Genomic DNA, 17,095 nt, shown 5'->3' on the forward strand with positions numbered 1-17,095 from the left:
TCCGGTACGCCACGACCCTTGTGGAACTGACTGTGGACGTCCTTGGTGGCCGCCTTCGAGCGGCCGATCTCGGGGGAACCCCGCCTCGGGCCGAAAAGAGGGCGATGGCCTGTGGCAATCACTGATTCCGACACCGCGGGCGTACTCACCGCTTACCTTGAGCGCTACCCGCAGGAGGCCGGACAGGGCGAGCAGGACCCTTCGCAGCGCGGTTCGGATCCCTTCCGGGCGTTTCCGGGCGTTGCTCTCACGGGCCCAGGTGCCCGCCCCGGCCACCACCGGCCACCGCCCCGGCCTTCACCTGCGATGGGCTGTCGACCTGCCCCCAAGCCGCCTCCTATTCCGGGCTCCGGGCTCCGAGCCGGGGAACCGCTCGCAGAGCCGCATCGCCCCCCCCCCGGGGGGAGCGTCCAGAACTGTGGACCGGCACTGGTCTGTGCGTGTGCCGGCACAGGCATGGGGGCGAGCCACTGGGGCAGGGTGAGGACATGACGGTGATGCTTGGTGCTTTCGTTCTCGGTACTCCCGATCCGCCCGCGCTGGCCGACTTCTACCGTGCTCTGCTGGGCTGGGAGGAAGTCGAGCGGGAATCTGACTGGGTCCGACTGCGGGCCCCGGAACAGGAGCGCCCCGGCCTGAGTTTCCAGTTGGAAGCCGATCACACGCCCCCAGTGTGGCCACAACGCCCAGGCACTCAGCAGATGCAAGCCCATATGGACCTGCAAGTCGACGACTTGGATGCGGAGATTGAGCGTGCTTGCGCCCTGGGCGCGACGCTGGAGGACCACCAGCCTCAAAAAGACGTACGAGTCCTGCGTGACCCTCACGGTCACCCGTTCTGCCTCTTCCTCCCGGGCGCTTGAATCCCCCTTGGCACCGGGGCGGCATCTGTGCCTTCGCAGTGATGACCGCCTGTTCCTTTTCCGTTACGTCCACCGCATGCCGATCGCGGACAGTTGCTCCATCCGCTCCGGTGTCAGCGTCGCGGCCCTGCTCCGCTGATTGCTGACCCATGCCCCCAGACGGAACTGGAGCTCCCCGCCATCCTTGGCGAGCACGGCCTCGACGTGCTCGCGCGGGACCTTCAGGTGGCCTTCGCGCGCGTAGTACTGCTGGGCGGCAGCGAGGTTGGCGGCCCACCTGTCGGCCTGCGTACGGCGCGGCTTCGGCTTCTCCTCCTCACTGGCGGGTGTGATCCCCAGGACGTGCTCGCACATCCACTGCTGCACCCCGGTGAGCTGGTCCCACCCGTACCGCACTGACTGCACCCACCGCCCGAGATCCTCGCCCTGGCGCACGACCTCGCCCGCCTCGGTGGGCAGCTCCTGACCGGCGTCCAGGTGCATCCGCACGAGGCGGAAGCACCGCTGCTGAGTCTCACACCGATGCCCTGATTGGTTCTCATTCGAGTGTCTCCGCTCAGGAGTTGCAACCACTTGGTTCCTAAGGGAGTTGGGGTCACCGTGTCTGGCGCTTGGTGAGAACCATTGGCGCACGCCTATGAGAAATCCCTGTTCGCTGAAATGAGAATCGCCGTACGAGGGTGTCGGCCAGCCTCGGCGGTGACGCCGGCCCCTGCGACCGCAAGGATCGTGGACCGCCCTCGACCCACGCGTGACGCCATCGCTGGACCGAGCGGACAGTGACCTGCAGATCTCTGGCAGTCGCGGGTCTGCCCTCGCCCAGGGCGAACCGCTCGGCCGCCTTGAGCCGTAACTCCTCGCGAAACCGCTGCTCCGGTCGGCGGTCAGGCCGCCCCCTTGTGGATACCGCATGACTCCGGTGATTCCGCAGCCACCGGCCAGCCGTCACTCCTTACGACATCACGAGTTCAGCCTCAGTAGCCGCTCATTGTCGGCGAGCCGATTCGGGGCTTTCACGTCCCTTCAGGGTGCCCCCGCCCCCTGATCTGCTCTCACTTCCGTCACCGCCTTGCTTCTGTCCGCCACCCCGGTGAGTAGCGCGGATCGGGGTATACGGGCCGGCATGGCACCGAAGACTGAACACCTCATGTCCCTGCGGGCCGTACGGCAGCTGCGCCGAGTCCGCACCTTGTACACGGCAGGTGCCCTGCTGTGGGCGGCCGCTGCGGCCTGGACGGGATGGACCCATCCCGGGAGCCGGCAGATGTGGGTCTCCCTCCTCCTCCTGGCGGTCTTCACCGGCCTGCTCGGCGCCGCCTCCCTGTGGTTGCGGCGCCTCGAGGTCGCCCCGGTCCACAAGCCGGCTCATCACGCCGCACCCCGGCGAGCCGCCGCCCCACGCCATGTGAGCGCCTGAGCCTGGCACCCACAAATTTGGGGCGTGGCACTGGTGATCGCATGCGCCCTTGCCTGCCGTGCGGACAAATATCTGCAGAAGTGAAGGCATCACCACTCACTGCCCGATTGCACGTCCGAGATGGCCCGGCGGGTTCACCACAGAGAATGAGGGAAGCAGGATGACACTCAAGCTCCGTCCTATGCGAGGAGTCGTCATGACCACCTTTGTCATCACTGTTCCCGGAACGTTCATCTCGGACATCACCGACTCCGCGCGATCGGCTCTCGAACGGAAACTGGCATCGCAGCATACGGACGTCAGTGAGAGTGAAGGCCTGAACCTCCTCACACTGAACGAGGACAACACCTTCTCCGTCTGTCTCGAGGTTGATGCCCCAGACAGGTATGAGGCCGAGCTGGATGCCACAAGGCTCGTCTCAGCCGCGCTGAAGGAGGCAGGGATCCCGGAAGCCGACGCCCCGCTCGGCCCGCCGGCCGTCACCGGTATCGACAGCGACCTCTGACCCCTTTTCACTGCAGGCGGCCCATACCGAGCGTTGGAGGGAGTTTGCCTCCCCCTAGCTAGGGTGCCCGGAAGGGAGACGGGCCGCCGGGAAGGGACGAGCGTTGAAGGTCATCGAGCATGAACTGTCATCCCCGTGGGAGGCGGTGCTGTCCCTGGCGGTACTTCGATGCCGCCGCTCTCGCCGACCGCCTCGCTGACAGCGTGCGCTCCTACGAGGAGTCCGGTAGCGAGAAGGAGGCCGGTCAGGCCCCGATGCCGCCGGTTGACAACCCGGAGCTCGCTCTGGTCCTCGCCGGTGTCCCGGACTCCCTGGCCCAGTCCGGCGGCGACCTGTACGCGGTCATCATCGACGTGGCGGTCAACGCCTGGATGCCGGCCATATCCACGGCGAGGACGGCTGCACCGGATGCGACGGCAGCCGCGGCGACGTCGGACACAACTGGGCGGCCCGGATGCGCACCATCACCGAGATGCAGCCCGGCATCGCCAAGTGGTTCGACCGGGACGTGTGGACCCGCGCCGTCAACGACGCGGGCTATACCGTCACCCGCCGCTGACGTACCGCCCAGGCTCTCCGCGCCTCTCAGGCAGTCTGGCCAACCCGGCTGATGCGGCCCTGCGTGTAGAAGAAGAGCAGGTCGACGTACTCGCGGAACAGCACAGGATTGGCGCAGCACACTGCAGCCAGCGAAGGCGCTCCCTTGGAACTGGTCGGGTAGCGGCCTTCATCCCCGCCCGGATCACGGCGGTCCAGGTCTCGGATGAAGTCGATAATCAGGCGTCGATCGCTGCTGTCTGCGAACAGGTCGTCGCCGCTCCTCTCCAACTGCCCCAGCAGCTTGCCCAGGTCATGGCCCCACCCCTGCTTCGGTCCGAGCAGGGCTTTCAAGGCGAGCTCAGCCAGTTGGCGGGCGAGGAAGAAGGCAGGCTGCGGGATCCCGGCCTCGATCAACGCGACGGCGCCGCCGTAGAACTCCGCGATCGTTTCCTCGGATGCATCCACACAGTGGGTGCGGGACAGACACAGGGCGTCGGGCCACTCGTGGTCAGCATCCATGTCACCAAACGGGCTCTGATAGGTCATGCCGGGCATTCTGTACCACTTCCGTGCCCGGGACGGTCCGGGTTTCTGGACCGGAGCCTCAGCCCTCGCTCCCGGAGATGTGGTCGAACCCCTTGAGCACAGGATCCAGTTCGGCCGCGGCGCCGCAGAGTGCGCACAGCCGGCCCCCCGGCTGCTCGGCTGTGGCCAATGCCTGGTCCGGCGGCAGTACCGGCGCTCCGACCGGCGCCTCTTCGCAGTCGACGGCGTGCACGACGCCGCTCCGGCCAGGTGCGATCTCTCGGTTTTGTGACAGTGGAGTGAGAGACAGCGTGGCTTGGGGGTGTTGGTGCTGGTCGAGGGTTGTTTCGGGGCTGAGAGGTCACTGTTCTGGAGGTGAGAGATCTGCAGGGCATCGCTGTGGTGGAGCGTTATCGCGGGAGGGGTGATGCTGTCTCAGTTTCGTGAGTTCTGATCCGCTGGCCGATGGGTGTTGGTGTGCTCAGGGGTGTGGATCAGGGAGAGCAGGACCCGGCCCCGGAAGGGGCGGGTGGTGGTTCGAGTGGGCATTTGCCAGCTGTGTCGGTTCGGGCGCTGCGGGGATCGGCGGTGCGCCGTCTGCTGGCCCTGCGGCGGGAGGGGAAGCTCACCACCACGCGGGTGAGGTCGGCGGCGGACGTGCTCGAGGTGCGGGAGCGTGCGGTGTGGCGGTGGCTGGCGGCCGCGGAGCGGGACGAGGCTGCGGCCCAGGCGCCGGGGGAGCGGGCTGCGTATCCCGGGCGGTTCACCATCACCCCGGAGATCAGGGCTCTGCTTGGGCTGTGGAAGGGGAACGTCGCGGCGGGTCATCGTGAGCTGACCGCTCGCGCGGCCAGGGGCGAGGGGGATCCCTCCGGCGATTCCGACGCTGCACCGGGCGATCCGCCGTGATCTGGCGCCGGGGGAGCGGGCCGGGCTCGCGGGTGGGGAGCGGGCGGCGCGTAAGCATGATGTGTTCCTGGCCCGGCCGCGGGGCTGGCGTAACCAGGTGTGGGAGACCGACCACGTGCAGGCCCCGGTGCTTGTCGATGTCGAGGGCAGGGCTCGCAGGCCGTGGATCACCTGGTTCACCGACTGCGCGACCACGCGATCACCGGTTTCGCGGTCACACCGGTGCATCCGTCGGGGGAGCCGGTGCTGGCCGCGCTGCGCTCCGCAGTCCTGCGCGAGGAACCCTACGGCCCGTTCGGCGGTCTGCCCACCGGCAAGGGACGCTGCACCATCACCGGCGAAGTCCTGCCACGGCCTCGCCGTGAACGTCCGCTGGGCGAGGGGGACGGACCTCAGCAGGCCCTGCTGAACCGGGCCGTGGCCACCCGCATCGAGGTCGGCCGCCGTCCGCTGTCGGTCTGTGACGAGCTGACCGGTACCCGTCCCTTCACCACCCCAAAGAGCACGAGGGAAACGTCTTGAGCGAGCTGGTCTCCTCCCGCTTCCGCAACACGGCCGGCAAGCTCGGCCTGCCTCACCTGGCGGAACGATCAACGAGTACACGCGGCGGGCTGACGACGGCAAGATGGGCTACCTCGACTTCCTCGACCTGGTGCTGTCAGAGGAACTCGCCGTCCGTGAGGACCGTCGTTTCCTCCAGGGCCTGCGGACCTCCCGGTTGCCGCACCACAAGACGATCGATGAGTACCACTTTTCCTTCCAGCCCGATCTCGACCCGCGCAAGGTCAAGGACCTTGCCACTCTCTCGTTCGTCGACGGCAAGGCGAACGCCGCCCTGCTCGGGCCGCCAGGGCGTCGGCAAGACACACATCGCAGTCGCTCTCGCGGTCGCGGCCTGCCGGGCCGGCTACTCGATCTACTTCACGAGCCTCGATGACATGGTCCGCAACCTCAAAACCGCCGAAGCTGCGGGCCGTCTGACGAACAAGCTCGGCACTTACCTGCGGCCCAGCGTTCTCGTCGTCGACGAGGTCGGTTACCAGCCCCTCGAACGAGCCGAGGCGAACCTGGTCTTCCAGGTCATCTCCAAGCGCTACGAGAAGGGCTCGATCATCCTGGCCTCGAACAAGACCTTCAGCGAATGGGGGCCAGGCCTTCGGCGACGAGGTCCTCGCCACCGCCATCCTCGACCGCCTCCTCCACCACTGCGAAGTCTCCATCAACGGCCCCAGCTACCCGCTCAAGAACCGCCTCAAGGCGATCGATCGGGACAACGACGTGGCCTGACGACCCACATTCTTTCCGGCGGCCGAGCGCTTGATCAGTTGTTGATCTCCCGCTGAAAGATTTCGGCGAACTCGCCGTTCTCGATCAGTCCGGCGATTACGTCAGTCATGTTGTCGATGCCGGGATCCCTGACGATCAGGCCGTCCGAGACCCAGAAGTACCGGCCGCCGAGGGCCTCGTCGGTTCCTGCCCAAAGTTTCATCAGACGCTCGACTTCCACGACGGTGAGCACGGTCGCGGTCCAACGAGATCCATCCTTCAGAGTCACGAAGACATCGACGTTGCAAACCTCGTCCAAGTCCTCGCCGTCGCTGGGCAGGAACGACGCCTGGAAGCCCTCCATGCGGACTCGATACCAGGGCTCGTCCCACCCTCGCTCGATCGGCTCAGACGATGTGCTGTGGCTCATCGCGCGAGTGTCCCCGGTGGGAGCATCGATCTCAACCGAGATCCTCTGCCGTGCTGCCGCTGCCCGCAGTCAGAGCTGGGGACGTTCGTCCGTACGCAATGGGGAGAAACCGTACGCCGACAGCGGGGCCTGGCCGAACCTGTCCGCTGGGAGTTCCTCTACGGACTGCAGCAACGGGATGCCCGCGGCGGCGTCATCGAGCCGATGGCCACCCGCCAGCTGACCCGCCGGCTCGAGGGGGTCCCGAGCCTGCTGACCGTGGGCCTCGAGTCCTTCGTCGAGGGGATCACCAACCACCACAACCTCGTGGCCTGATCCGGGAGACCGTCCGGGGACTATACGACGGGCCTCACTGTCGTTCCGGGGCCTGACGCCTACCGACGCCGACACCTGGGACCTGGGCTGGATGAACCTGCGATCCACGGCACTGGGCGGGCGCCGCCACTGGCCGGGACAGGTCGACGCCTCTGCCATCCGTCAGCCGTGGCTCCGGGAAGTGATCAAGACATGGACCACCGCCGTCACCCTGGAAAGCGGCAGATTCAAGCGGGCGTTCGCCGCTTGCGTCGTCGCCTCCGACGCCTTGCATGCCCGGCCCGGCGGGGGCCAGGACTACACGAACCTGCGGTTCGCCGACATGCAGGCGGTCTTCACCGCGATGAGCCGCATCCGCCGCGCCGCCGATGACGAACTCGCCAGCCGGAGCCATCGCCAGCAGGCGTTCGGCAGCTTCATCGAGATCGTCGACTTCGGCCGCAAGACGGACATGCTGACCGGCATGCCTGGCAGCTTCGACCGGGACAAGACACTGGTCCTGCCGCCCGAGGAGACGAGCGAGGACGCCGTCGGCCGAGCCGTCCCCGAGCCCGTCATCGACCAGCTCGATGCCCACCTTGCCCTGATGGGCGTCGGCTTCTCCTACGGCGAGATGGTGCCGGCGGATATCGAGCTAATGATGCAGACGGCCTACCTGGTCCTGCGCGAGACCGGACGCCGCCCCGTCGAGATCGCCAGCCTGCGGCTGAAGTGCCTGGAGACCCGCAAGGGCGAGAACACCCTCATCTGGGACAACGTCAAGAAGCGCCGCTACGGCCGCAAGCTGCCCATCACCCGCGAGATCGCCGCAGTGATCAGAATTTGGCAGACCGTCGACGACAGCTGGAGGTTCCCTCCTGCAGCCGGAAGTACCTGTTCCCGTCGATCACCAACCGCAGCGGGATCGCACACATGGGGTCCAGCCTGGCCAACGCGATGCGGGAATGGGTCGCGGCGATCCCGGTGCTGCTGAGCGACGAACTGGACGATCAGGGAAACAGGTTGCCGTTCGACCGCTCGCTGATCTTCCCCTACGCGTTCCGGCACGCCTAGGCCCAGCGTCATGCCGACGTTGGCGTCCCGGTTGGCGTGCTGAAAGAGCTCATGGACCACCGGTCGATCGTCACGACGATGTCGTACTGCCAGGTGTCCCTGAAGCGGAAACGCGAAGCCGGTCACCACCATGCGGAGGCACACCATCGACCGTTCCGGCCGTCCGGCACCGTTCACCAGCACCACCGACTACGGGGCCCAGTCGGTCGCCGCCCCGTTCGGCAACTGCCGCGAGCCCAGCAACGTCAAGGCCGGCGGCAAGGCATGCCCGATCCGCTTCCAGTGCGCCGGCTGCGGCTTCTACCGTCCCGACCCGTCCTACCTGCCCGCGATCGAGGAGGCCAGCGCGGTCCTGCGGAAGGTCCGCGCGAGCCGGGACCACAAGCTGCTGCCGCTGACCGTGATCCGCACGGACGCCTCGGATGCCTGCTGAAAACGTCCCAGAAGCCCTCCAGAATGCCCCCAGAGGTCCTCAAAGCCGCACGCCAGCGGGACAGTGCCGACAAACGCGGACGCGTCCTCAAGGCCATCCAGGACATGCTCTGCGACAACCGGCGCATCACCTTCGCCGCGGTCGCCCGCGAAGCGGACGTCTCCAGCTGGCTCGTCTATGCCCCGGCCTGCGCGGACGCATCGACCAGGCGCGAGCACGCCAGGCCGCCGAAGGCCACCAGGACCAGCAGAGCGGGCGGAGGGTCTCTACCGCCAGCGAGCAGACCGACCTGCTTCTCGCCCGCCAGGAGATCAGACGGCTCCGGACCGAGAACGGCCAGCTGCGGCAACAGACCCGCGTTCACCTCGGGCAACAGGTCGAACAACTCGGCAACCACGACCTGGTTGACCGCATCAACGAGCTCACCGAGGAAACCCTCCGGCTGTCCACCGGGGAACGGCAGGCAACCACCCAGAACGCGGAACTGCATCAGCGAATCGCCGAGCTTGAGGACGATCTCACAGCAGCCCGCACCAGCCTCCGCCGCATGATCCGCAACGAGAACCGTGCCTAGGGCCGGACGGTCACGCGAGTGACGGCCACCGATCGGTAGCCCACTCCAGCCAGCCTGACCACCCAGGAGGCGGACCTCCAACCCCATGGCCCTGGAGTTCCGCGGCATCGGGCTCCTCGAACAGCGTTCTCCAGTGCACGAGGTCCGTCTCGCTGATCGCGAAGGTCTGATGAGGGGTGGTCGACTGGCGATGGGCGACCCGAGCACGTTGGGTCTCATGGTCCACCGGCACATACACAAGCTGAAAGGACGCGCCCACAGACATCACCAACCAGCGGATCGCGGACCTCTCGTCACGAGACCAGCATCCGAAATCCAGGACCACGTTCGTTCCCAGCTTCAGCGCTTCCAGGCCAAGCCAGAGCAGCCGTCCTTCCAGCACATCGCGCTTCCCCTCAGGCTGCGGATCGCCGAACAGCGGGAGCATCCACTCATCCGGCGTCAGCCTCAGAGCGCTGTGCTCCTTGGCCAGCTGCCGAGCTCTCGTGGTCTTTCCGGCACCGGGCAGGCCGACCGTCAGGAACAACATCGTCACACCCAGATCTTGTCACGAAGGCCAAGAGCACCGTGCCTAACGTCCCTCACGCAGCTACATGGCGTTGACCTGCACTAGCACCCTGGGAACCCCAGATAACCGGCGTGGTGGTCGCCTACATCGAGGTGTAGGGCTCGCCCTTCTCAGCGGCTGGCGCCCGGTTGCAGCGGTGCCCCCTGGTGGCTTCGTCTATCCCAAGGGGCAGCGCTTCTCGACGAGTTTCGACGGCAGTTGTTGATCAGCCCTGCTTGAGATGTTGACGAGAAATGACAGCGGTGCCGTGACCGGGCACGGCCCGATGTCTGTGCTCAGCTGCAGTCGGCGGCTGAGTGGGCCTCGCGGGTCATAGGCAGGGTTGGCAGCCTCCCTCGCCAGAGGTAACGCTCGCCTGCGATCTCGAAGCCGTGGCGTTGGTAGAACCGGATCGCACGTTCGTTGTAGTCGGCGACCCCCAGGCGGATACGTGCAGGTCCTGCCCAGTTGAGGAACTCGGTCATCATGTAGCCACCGAGTCCGTGCCCCTGAGCGCGGTCCAGCAAATACATCGGTCCGGGGGTGACCGATTCCGATTCGTCCTGGTGGCCGCAGAGATAGCCGACGATCTCCGTCTTGGATCGGACGACACGGCAGAAGTGCGGGGCAGGGTGCTGGTTTGCTACCTCGATGAACTCTCGCCACTGCGTGATGCCTTCCGCAGTGGCGGACGAACCGCGGTGCTCACGGATCCAGGCCTCATCGACCTCCGCGTCTGCGTTGAGGTAGTTCTCCAGCCAGTTCCGCAGATGCAAGGGCCCCAATATCGCGGCGTCGTCAGGATGAGCGGCAATGATCGCATAGGCCATGTCAGATGATTCTCGCGCACTGGCCAAGTCACTGTGCAACTAGCGCCGGGAGACTCAGCCGGCGGACGCGACCAGGCTCTCCGGCTTCCGGTCGGCGACGTAGTAGCGCACCACCCCGTAGGAGACGTCCGCCCCGTGCTCCTCGACCAGCCGGTGAAAGATCCGGGTGACCGTGTGCCGCTGCTTGCGTGGCGCGTCCAGATCCGCCCGCAGGATCTCATCGATCACCGTCTTGTACGGGTCCACAGTGGTGGCTCGGGGCGGCAGCTTCTTACGAGGTTCCGGCCAGGACGAGTCCAACGCCTTTCGTACCGTCCGCCAGGTCACGCCGTGCTTGCGCTCAAGCTCCCGCATCGACATGCCGCCGCGATGGTCACGCCGGATTGCCGCGTACAGCTCGACCTTTGACACCTGCGGCATGACCAGACCTTTCACCAGGGAGCATCCCGATGCTGCCCGGCAAGAACCCCGGCGCCTCCCAAACTCAGGTTCTGGCTCAAGTTCTGTGGAACGGCACGCTGAGCGCGGCGAGCATCGGGCGAGGCGTCTCAGTCCCTGTCACTGCGCGCCAGGCTGCTGTTTCCCGACGCCAAGCTCCTGTTCGTTGCTCCGATCGAGGGGTGCGGGCCCACTCATGCCCGTCAGGGCCCGGAGACCAGCAGAAACGGCGTTACGCTCCCCTCTGTTCGCACCGGAGGACACGGAGAGCGCATGAGGCATGGCCCCTATTGGATGGTCCGCGTTGGCGTGTTCGCGGCGTGCCTTGGGCTTGTCGCAGCCTGCGGTTCGGGAGGGGGATCCGGTGACGACGACGCATCCCCCACTCCGCCGTCTCCGAGCCCTACCGCATCAACTCCGAACCCCACCAGTTCAAAAACGAACGCGACACCTTCGACGTCCGCGGGTTCTCGTTCCTACGGCGGCGAGTCGGTCCCTCCGCCTTCGCCTGTTCCGAAGCACACCGGAGCGTCGAAGAAGACGGATCCCGACATCGCTCCGTCGGAGACGAAACCTCCTTCTCCCGCTTGCCCCGACGCTCCCGGTTGCCCCCCGTCTCCGGGGAACCGCGAGCCTCAAGAGCCCGCGCCAGACGATACGTGAGCGACACGGAGCCTCGCCTTGAGCGGTCGGCCAGGCGAGCGGGCCCAGACCTGGCGTCGCCGACCGCGCTGGTCAATATCGTGATTGCCCAGGCGTCGTTCATCGCCGCATTGATGTTCTACGTGGGTGTGATCTATACGAGCGCGTATTACGGCTATTTCCACCTTTCCCCCTTCTCGCTCGGCTTCGGTTTTACTGAATTTGTCCTGCAGAGCTTGCAGCTGATGACCTTCCCGGTCCTCGTGAGTGCCGTCGTGCTGCTTATTGCGGTTGCCATTAGCGGGCGCCGACCGCGACAAGCACTACCCAACGGCTTGGTGCGCAGCACGTCGCTGGGTACGTCGGCACTGGCCCGCTACTACTTGGTCGTCGTGGCCGCAGGCTTGCTCCTGCTCATCCTGTGGTGGCAATGGCAACTGCTGCTGCCGTACCGCTGGGCCGGCCCGCTTCTCATCGCCATCGGTCTGCTGCTCGGTGAAGTACGGCCAACTGACGTGGATCGCGCGAAGGGCCTGCTGGACACAGCTGTGCCGATCTTCGCCGCCGGAATGTTCCTGCTCTGGACTGTCACCCTGGCCGCCGGCCAGCTCGGCGAGCAGCACGCCAGGAACGAGGCAAGCGATGTGGTCGAGCGCACGGGCCTGGTGGTCTACAGCGCGCAGCGACTTGGCCTCAGCTCACGATCACTGGATCTCCACTTCGAGGACCTCGGCGAGAACGTCCACCTTCGCTACCGCTACACGGGCCTGCGACTCATCACGGCACGCGAGGGGCGTTACTACGCCGTGCCTATCGGGTGGAGGGCGAAGACCGACCATGTCTTCGTCATCAGGGAAGCCGACGATGTGCGCATCGAGTTCACGCCGGGCGTTCAGTAGTACGGACGGCCGACAACGCCACGGCCCCCAGGGAGGCTCGCCACGACATCCCGGGAGGGCCAGCGAGGCCCACCGGTCGCACGAGGCAGCCCCGCAGTTCAATCCATGACACCTTCGCCGACGCCCCGCGCGGGCCTCAGTTGTCACTTCAGCGTGCCCGCGTCACGGAAGTTGAGCCAGAGCCCAAACTCATCAACATCACCCGACCGTGGTTCTGGGCGCCTCCCAAACCCGTCGACAAGTGACGTCACCACTACTGCTCGATAAAGCCACCATGGGCTGCGCGGAGTCCGGGCTGCGGCCAGTGGTAGAGCCGGACGGGGACCGTGGTGTCGCCACGCAGGTCCACGGCGACCTGATAGACCATGCTCCCGTCGGCATGGAAGAACGGAGGAGCCGAGCACCATCAGGATCGCCCGGGTGAGCAGTACGAAGCCCGGGTACCGCAGGACATCGTTAGTGAGGTGGTCTCCGGTCAAGCAACCGCGATCCCCGCAGCCCCGACAGCATCACGGTCGGGTCCGCGGAAACAGAAGGTCGGCGCGGTATCAGGGCCGGCAGATGGTGTAGCAGTTCCTTCGGGGCCCTGGTGCCATAGCACCAGGGCCCCTCCACGCGTTCCAGAAGAGAGGTGCAGATGACAGCAGACGACACACGCGGGCGTCTCGACGACGACTACCCCGCCTACACGATGGGCAGGGCCGCCGAGATGCTCGGCACCCCCCCCGCCTTCGTGCGGGCCCTGGGTGAACATTGCCTGATCACCCCGCTGCGCTCAGAGGGCGGACACCGCCGCTACTCCCGCTACCAGCTGCGCATCGCCGCCCGCGCGCGTGAACTCGTCGACCAGGGCACCCCCATCGAGGCCGCCTGCCGCATCATCGTCCTCGAAGACCAGCTCGATGAAGCCCAGCGCCTCAACGCCGCATACCTCCGCGCCACCGAAACGGCCCACCCGTCGGCCGCAGCCTGAGACGACACCCGTCCGCCGGGCACAGCGCACTCACCCGCGGAGACGTTCCCTCTGGTGACGGGGTGTGCGGGCGTGTACCGTCCCCGTTAGCTGTCGTGGTTCGGAAGTTCCCTTTGCCCACGCCTTCGGCGTGGGCGTTTTGCTGTGCTGTGCCGCAGGAACCAGGGCGATCACCTCCGCCTCCCACACGGTGTGGGCGGCGTTCATCGACTGGAAGGCATGAGACATGGCTACGGGAACTGTGAAGTGGTTCAACGCGGAGAAGGGCTTCGGCTTCATTGCCCAGGACGGCGGCGGCCCGGACGTCTTCGCCCACTACTCGGCGATCAACTCGACGGGCTTCCGTGAGCTCCAGGAGGGCCAGGCCGTGTCGTTCGACGTTACCCAGGGCCAGAAGGGCCCCCAGGCGGAGAACATCTCCCTCGCCTGACCTTGACCCGCGGGAACCGAGACCGTTGCGGTCTTTGTCCCGGGTCGCCGTATGCAGGAGAGGCCCGCACCCAGACAGGTGCGGGCCTCCGCCTTACGAGGCTTCGGCCGACTACCGCCCGGCCGACGCCGCCCACCGCGCGGTCGACCCGCCCCGGCAGGACCCAGCCCTGGCCGCCGCCGGCGTACGGCAGGAAAAGGCCGCTGCGCTAGCCGAGCAGGTCTTTCCCGACACCAACCAGGGCCAGGAGGACGCGCCTGCGGCACGAGGCGGCGCGCCACGGGGCATCCGATACCGCGATCGGCCCGACTACTCCTATCCGGCCGGCTGCAGTGCCCAGTAGTGCGGTTCGATGGAGGCCTGCCGCACCACGATCCGGCCGGTCACGCCGGGATCGTCCACGATCTTTCCGTACGAGGGGGAGAAGTCGCCGGGTGTGTGCTCGATGTCGGCCCACACCACGCTGCCGGGCCCGGCGGAGCCGTAGGAGACGGTCCACTCGGTGTACCTGTCACCGCAGCTGTAGACCGACACGCTGTGCTGTGACGTCACACTCAGGCAGGTGCGCGGGTTCGAACCCGGCGGGGAGACTTCCATCATTCCGTCGGGGCGGCGCAGCACCTGCCAGTTCGCCGAGGTGGACGCGGTCTCCGTGCAGTCGCCCAGCGACACCACGCCGATACTCGCGTGCGTCTTGGGCCAGACCAGACACTTGCCGTCCGTGAGAGCCGCGAACCGGTAGACCCCGTCGACGAGCGGGGCGGCGTGGACGGGTTGCGCGAGTGCCGCGGTGGCCGCGAGCGCGGCGGCCGTGACGGCGATGACGCGTGAACGCATGGGGTGAGACTCCTTGAACAGCCGTGGTCGATCCGATCACACGGCACAGACGCGGTGGAGGACAGCTGCCGCCGGAGACGGCGGCGGCACTGATCTTGGAACACCGGTCCCGCCAGCAGCGGCTTGCGACGGCCGCCGTCACTCGTCTGGCCGAGCCGCGTCATCCGATGGCGTGGCTCGGGATGCGGCCTCGCCGACTGCGGCCAGTACACCCGTTAACTCGGGCTGATCAGCCGCGACGAGGTGATCACCGCGCTGAGGACCAGCACCGACACTCATCGAAACGCATCACCGTCGAGCACGCACAAGCCGCCCCCAAACGCTGGAAGCAACTGACCCGCGACCGTCCGCTGTCCGCCACCGTCCTCGCCGACCGGATCCATCTCGTCGAGCAGTGGCACGACGGCGCGCACATCCGGTGGACCCCGATCGCCGAAGTCCCGCTTGCGGGGGCGGGAGCATGACCGGATTCCCCGGTCCGCGCCCGATCTACGGCGACGCCGTCCACATCACCGTCGGCGCCGACCTTGGTCTTCGTCGGGAAGATCATGACCCGGGGCGTTCTGAGCGGCGGCCGCGGCTTCGCGGAGCGCGTGCTGCCGGACGCCGACCCGCAGCAGCGGCGTAACCTCGAGTGTGCCGGGCACTACCAGTACGAGCTGTACCTCGAGGGCGAAGAGCTCTACGCCTCACCAGGACTGGTCCTCCGCGCGATCCGGCGGGACGGCGACGGCGCTCTGGTGGTGACCGGCTCCCCCTGACCGCCTGCACAGGAAGTCACCCTCCACGAAACCGACCTGATCATCCCCGACACCCCCCTCCCGATTCTCAAGCGCATCGGGATCGCCCGGGAGAAGCAGCAAAAGCCCCGGGACTTCGACCACGTCGGACCCGCACACCAGCTCACCAGCGACAAGGACGACTTCTTCCAGCAGGTCGATGACGAGACCCTCGACCGCTTCGAGACGGTCTTCAAGAAACTCTCCGCCTGAACCTGCCAACAGCACGCCCAGGGCCTCAAGAGGCCCGGGGTCCGGTCACGGCGCTGGGAGCGGTCAGAGGTTGGCCGGGGCGGCCTGGGGGATCGTCACCGGCTTCGCCCAGTCCATGCCCAGCTTAGCGAGGGCGGCGAGCTGTTCGGCGTCCAGCCGGTCCCTCCTGGATTTCGTGTTCGAAATCCATACCCCCAGTCGTACAGGCACCGGCTCCGTCGCGCCATCGACCTCGACCTCGAAGACCGCGCCGCGCGGGACCGGCCGGTCACCCTCCCGCTCCACCCACCGCGCCAAGGCCGCAAGCCCCCGCTGGAACGCCGCCCGGGCCTTGCTCGGCCCCTTCGCCACACGAGCGGCTGCCGGGGCGGGAGACGGGGCCTGGTCGGGCTGCACACCCAGCTTCGACAGCCGCTCCTGTTGCTCGGGGAGAAGCTGCGCCCAGGTGCCCGGGTTCTTCTGCCGCTCCAGCCATCGCCCTATGTCATCGCCCTCGAACAGCACCCCCGGTTCGATGGCCGGCAGGACGCCGTCGGCGTCGACCAGGTCCGCGAGGACGCGGTAGTGCCGTTGCCAGTCCAGCGGCCACGGGCAGTTCCAGTCCTCGTCGACCGCGGCCAGCTGCTGCGCGCGCACGGCGGCCCGCTCCGGATCCTTCCCCAGGCCGCCCTTCCGGCGCAGGTTCGCCATGTGCTGGCCGACCGGCACCATCACCTCGCCCTCGCCCCACACCGCGTCCTGCCGGGGCGCGAGGTGCCCGGTGGCCCGCCGGTAGGACCGCAGGACAGCGAGTTTGTTCTCCCACGCCTCCTCGCCGGGCTCCCAGACCATGCCGGCCTCCGGCGCGTCCAGCAGTGTCTTGCGCCGCTCCTCCAGCTCCCCGGCCCGCAGCGCCTTCCTCTGCTGATGCACCCACCGCCCAAGCGGGAAGTCTTTGGTGACGCCGACCTCGGTCTCCACGTCATAGGGCACGGCGTAGAGGCCGGTGATGCCGTTCTCCTTCCGCCACCGGATGAGGGACTGGCAGCCCTCCAGCCACACCAGGGACTCGGGCCGGTAGACCCGGGTGCGCAGGAACGCGGCGATCGTGGCGGCGTCGCGCGGGCTGGAGAAGTGCAGCAGGGCCGCTTCGGCGGCGGCCTGCGTGTCATCGTCCTCCTGGTCCTCACCGTCGCCTTCGTTGCCGGCCCCGACGATCTGCCCGTCCTCGTCGCGCCGGACGTGGATCTTGCGCTTGCCGCTGGTGAGGGCGCGGGAGGCGAGCTGTTCGACCAGGCGCTCGTCATGCGAGCGCAGCCCCTGGAGAACCGCCACAAGGGGGCGGAACGAGGCGCTTGCGACCATGTCGGTGGGGTCCTCGTGCGGCTCCAGGAACACCGGCACGATGATTCTGGCGACCTTGGTGGAGCCGTCGCGGTTGAGGCGGAGCGCCCGGCCGATGTTCTGGACGATTTCGACCTGGGAGCCGCGGGTGTCGGCGAAGCAGATCGAGTCGACTCCCCGCTCGCCGGTGATGTGCGATCTCTCGGGTTGGTGTCGGTGGTGGTGAGAGTCGGTCGTGCTGGTCCGGGGATGGGTGTTGCGGGGCTGGTCAGTGGGTGTTTACGGGTGGGGGGCGCTGTCATGAGGTGAGAGGTTGATGGGTGGGATCGCTGTCGTGGGGCTTTATCGCATGAC

The 17,095-nt window shown here is 67.2% G+C and carries 19 protein-coding genes and 4 pseudogenes; 12 read left to right on the forward strand and 11 right to left on the reverse strand.

Annotated elements, in window-relative coordinates:
• The first annotated feature begins 488 nt into the window (after positions 1 to 488).
• On the forward strand, positions 489 to 863 hold the full coding sequence (locus tag AC07FA_RS28240; RefSeq protein WP_479079122.1) for a VOC family protein: 375 nt from the start codon (positions 489 to 491) through the stop codon (positions 861 to 863).
• A 63-nt stretch (positions 864 to 926) separates the two neighbouring features.
• Here the strand turns inward: AC07FA_RS28240 and AC07FA_RS28245 are convergent, their stop codons facing one another.
• Positions 927 to 1,346 carry a helicase associated domain-containing protein gene (locus tag AC07FA_RS28245; RefSeq protein WP_479079123.1) on the reverse strand — a complete coding sequence of 140 codons (420 nt, stop codon included), beginning with the start codon at positions 1,344 to 1,346 and terminating at the stop codon, positions 927 to 929.
• A gap of 199 nt (positions 1,347 to 1,545) precedes the next feature.
• Positions 1,546 to 1,775, reverse strand: a pseudogene (locus AC07FA_RS28250) (helix-turn-helix domain-containing protein); the annotation flags it as partial.
• Between the two features lie 211 nt (positions 1,776 to 1,986).
• On the opposite strand from AC07FA_RS28250, the gene AC07FA_RS28255 reads away from it, so the two are divergent.
• Together AC07FA_RS28255 and AC07FA_RS28260 are read left to right on the forward strand one after the other, a co-directional pair.
• On the forward strand, positions 1,987 to 2,280 hold the full coding sequence (locus AC07FA_RS28255) for a hypothetical protein (protein WP_479079124.1): 294 nt from the start codon (positions 1,987 to 1,989) through the stop codon (positions 2,278 to 2,280).
• Between the two features lie 196 nt (positions 2,281 to 2,476).
• Positions 2,477 to 2,785, forward strand: coding sequence for a hypothetical protein (locus AC07FA_RS28260; RefSeq protein WP_443038959.1), 309 nt, complete (start codon positions 2,477 to 2,479; stop codon positions 2,783 to 2,785).
• A 585-nt stretch (positions 2,786 to 3,370) separates the two neighbouring features.
• On the opposite strand, the gene AC07FA_RS28265 is transcribed toward AC07FA_RS28260, so the two are convergent.
• Together AC07FA_RS28265 and AC07FA_RS28270 are read right to left on the reverse strand one after the other, a co-directional pair.
• Positions 3,371 to 3,871, reverse strand: a complete 501-nt coding sequence (locus AC07FA_RS28265) for a HEPN domain-containing protein (protein WP_479079125.1) — start codon at positions 3,869 to 3,871, stop codon at positions 3,371 to 3,373.
• Between the two features lie 58 nt (positions 3,872 to 3,929).
• A pseudogene (locus AC07FA_RS28270) lies at positions 3,930 to 4,121 on the reverse strand (DUF6233 domain-containing protein); the annotation flags it as partial.
• 317 nt (positions 4,122 to 4,438) lie between these two features.
• Between AC07FA_RS28270 and AC07FA_RS28275 the strand changes: the two are divergent.
• From AC07FA_RS28275 to istB, 3 genes and pseudogenes are all read left to right on the forward strand, one after another.
• Positions 4,439 to 4,759, forward strand: a complete 321-nt coding sequence (locus AC07FA_RS28275; protein WP_479079126.1) for a hypothetical protein — start codon at positions 4,439 to 4,441, stop codon at positions 4,757 to 4,759.
• A 162-nt stretch (positions 4,760 to 4,921) separates the two neighbouring features.
• A complete protein-coding gene (locus AC07FA_RS28280; protein ID WP_479079127.1) occupies positions 4,922 to 5,281 on the forward strand; it encodes a hypothetical protein in 360 nt (119 codons plus the stop codon).
• Positions 5,278 to 6,046, forward strand: a pseudogene (gene istB, locus AC07FA_RS28285) (IS21-like element helper ATPase IstB). The gene AC07FA_RS28280 and the pseudogene istB overlap by 4 nt, the downstream one beginning before the upstream one ends.
• A gap of 34 nt (positions 6,047 to 6,080) precedes the next feature.
• On the opposite strand, the gene AC07FA_RS28290 reads toward istB, so the two are convergent.
• Positions 6,081 to 6,455, reverse strand: coding sequence for a hypothetical protein (locus AC07FA_RS28290; RefSeq protein ID WP_479079128.1), 375 nt, complete (start codon positions 6,453 to 6,455; stop codon positions 6,081 to 6,083).
• A gap of 406 nt (positions 6,456 to 6,861) precedes the next feature.
• Between AC07FA_RS28290 and AC07FA_RS28295 the strand changes: the two genes are divergently transcribed.
• Both AC07FA_RS28295 and AC07FA_RS28300 read left to right on the forward strand, forming a co-directional pair.
• Positions 6,862 to 7,743: a site-specific integrase gene (locus AC07FA_RS28295; RefSeq protein WP_479079129.1), complete on the forward strand. Its 882-nt coding sequence runs from the start codon at positions 6,862 to 6,864 to the stop codon at positions 7,741 to 7,743.
• Positions 7,744 to 7,953: 210 nt separating this feature from the next.
• Positions 7,954 to 8,256: a hypothetical protein gene (locus tag AC07FA_RS28300; protein WP_479079130.1), complete on the forward strand. Its 303-nt coding sequence runs from the start codon at positions 7,954 to 7,956 to the stop codon at positions 8,254 to 8,256.
• A gap of 175 nt (positions 8,257 to 8,431) precedes the next feature.
• Here AC07FA_RS28300 and AC07FA_RS28305 read toward each other — a convergent pair whose 3' ends face one another.
• The 4 genes from AC07FA_RS28305 to AC07FA_RS28320 all read right to left on the reverse strand — a co-directional run bounded on the left by AC07FA_RS28305 (position 8,432) and on the right by AC07FA_RS28320 (position 10,627).
• On the reverse strand, positions 8,432 to 8,746 hold the full coding sequence (locus AC07FA_RS28305) for a hypothetical protein (protein ID WP_479079131.1): 315 nt from the start codon (positions 8,744 to 8,746) through the stop codon (positions 8,432 to 8,434).
• 94 nt (positions 8,747 to 8,840) lie between these two features.
• Entirely contained in the window at positions 8,841 to 9,365 is a 525-nt protein-coding gene (locus tag AC07FA_RS28310) for a P-loop nucleotide/nucleoside kinase family protein (RefSeq protein WP_479079132.1), read from the reverse strand.
• Positions 9,366 to 9,673: 308 nt separating this feature from the next.
• On the reverse strand, positions 9,674 to 10,207 hold the full coding sequence (locus AC07FA_RS28315) for a GNAT family N-acetyltransferase (RefSeq protein ID WP_479079133.1): 534 nt from the start codon (positions 10,205 to 10,207) through the stop codon (positions 9,674 to 9,676).
• A 54-nt stretch (positions 10,208 to 10,261) separates the two neighbouring features.
• Positions 10,262 to 10,627: a hypothetical protein gene (locus tag AC07FA_RS28320; protein WP_479079134.1), complete on the reverse strand. Its 366-nt coding sequence runs from the start codon at positions 10,625 to 10,627 to the stop codon at positions 10,262 to 10,264.
• 677 nt (positions 10,628 to 11,304) lie between these two features.
• Here AC07FA_RS28320 and AC07FA_RS28325 point away from each other — a divergent pair.
• From AC07FA_RS28325 to AC07FA_RS28335, 3 genes are all read left to right on the forward strand, one after another.
• Positions 11,305 to 12,186: a hypothetical protein gene (locus tag AC07FA_RS28325; RefSeq protein WP_479079135.1), complete on the forward strand. Its 882-nt coding sequence runs from the start codon at positions 11,305 to 11,307 to the stop codon at positions 12,184 to 12,186.
• Positions 12,187 to 12,823: 637 nt separating this feature from the next.
• On the forward strand, positions 12,824 to 13,159 hold the full coding sequence (locus AC07FA_RS28330; protein ID WP_479079136.1) for a MerR family transcriptional regulator: 336 nt from the start codon (positions 12,824 to 12,826) through the stop codon (positions 13,157 to 13,159).
• A gap of 226 nt (positions 13,160 to 13,385) precedes the next feature.
• Positions 13,386 to 13,589, forward strand: a complete 204-nt coding sequence (locus AC07FA_RS28335) for a cold-shock protein (RefSeq protein WP_479079137.1) — start codon at positions 13,386 to 13,388, stop codon at positions 13,587 to 13,589.
• A 315-nt stretch (positions 13,590 to 13,904) separates the two neighbouring features.
• Here AC07FA_RS28335 and AC07FA_RS28340 read toward each other — a convergent pair whose 3' ends face one another.
• A complete protein-coding gene (locus tag AC07FA_RS28340; protein ID WP_479079138.1) occupies positions 13,905 to 14,426 on the reverse strand; it encodes a hypothetical protein in 522 nt (173 codons plus the stop codon).
• 548 nt (positions 14,427 to 14,974) lie between these two features.
• Here AC07FA_RS28340 and AC07FA_RS28345 point away from each other — a divergent pair.
• On the forward strand, positions 14,975 to 15,187 hold the full coding sequence (locus AC07FA_RS28345; protein WP_479079139.1) for a hypothetical protein: 213 nt from the start codon (positions 14,975 to 14,977) through the stop codon (positions 15,185 to 15,187).
• Positions 15,188 to 15,481: 294 nt separating this feature from the next.
• On the opposite strand, the pseudogene AC07FA_RS28350 reads toward AC07FA_RS28345, so the two are convergent.
• Positions 15,482 to 16,933: pseudogene (locus tag AC07FA_RS28350) on the reverse strand (helicase associated domain-containing protein); the annotation flags it as partial.
• Between the last annotated feature and the right edge of the window lie 162 nt (positions 16,934 to 17,095).

It is taken from the genome of Streptomyces sp. NPDC045968 (genome assembly GCF_056430475.1).